This is a genomic window from Chromohalobacter sp. HP20-39, from assembly GCF_033052815.1.
GTDB lineage: Bacteria > Pseudomonadota > Gammaproteobacteria > Pseudomonadales > Halomonadaceae > Chromohalobacter.
On record NZ_JAWHTP010000096.1, the window covers coordinates 1 to 534 of the forward strand.

Genomic DNA, 534 nt, shown 5'->3' on the forward strand with positions numbered 1-534 from the left:
GATTTCGATCCTCTTTTGTACCTGTGCCACGTCCAGATTGGCTCGCAACGCGCCGCCGCGGAAGATGGGCAGCGTGATCTGCGGCAGGAAGCTCCAGGCCCGCGAGCCCGAATCGAACAGGCCGTCCAGCGAAGCGCTGGCCGTGCCCGCCGAGCCCGTGAGGCTAATCGTCGGGAAGAACGCGGCCCGCGCCGCGCCGATGTTGGCGTTGGCGCCGATCAGCATCTGCTCGGCGGCGCGGATGTCCGGCCGACGCGCGAGCAGTTCGGACGGCAGGCCGCTCGGCAGGTCGGTCGGCACGATGTCGTCCGGCAGCGCCACGGCCTCGTCAAGCTGCCGGGACAGCTCCGGCGTCAGCGGCTGGCCCAGCAGCAGCACCAGCGCGTTGCGGTCCTTGGCCGCCTGCCGCGTGTAGGCGGCGCGGTTGGCCTCGGCGGTGCGCAGCTCGGCCAGCCCCTGGGAAGATTACATGCTGTTTAATCCCTTGTTGGTTTTGAGCTTGGTAAGATGTGGTTGCATCGATTTCTCTGCCAT

At 67.4% G+C, this 534-nt stretch carries 1 protein-coding gene; it reads right to left on the minus strand.

Annotated features, from left to right (window positions below; genetic code table 11):
• Positions 1-378 (minus strand): TolC family protein (locus RVY79_RS17105; protein ID WP_411161740.1); only part of this gene is annotated, 378 nt, incomplete at its 3' end.
• Positions 379-534: the final 156 nt, after the last annotated feature.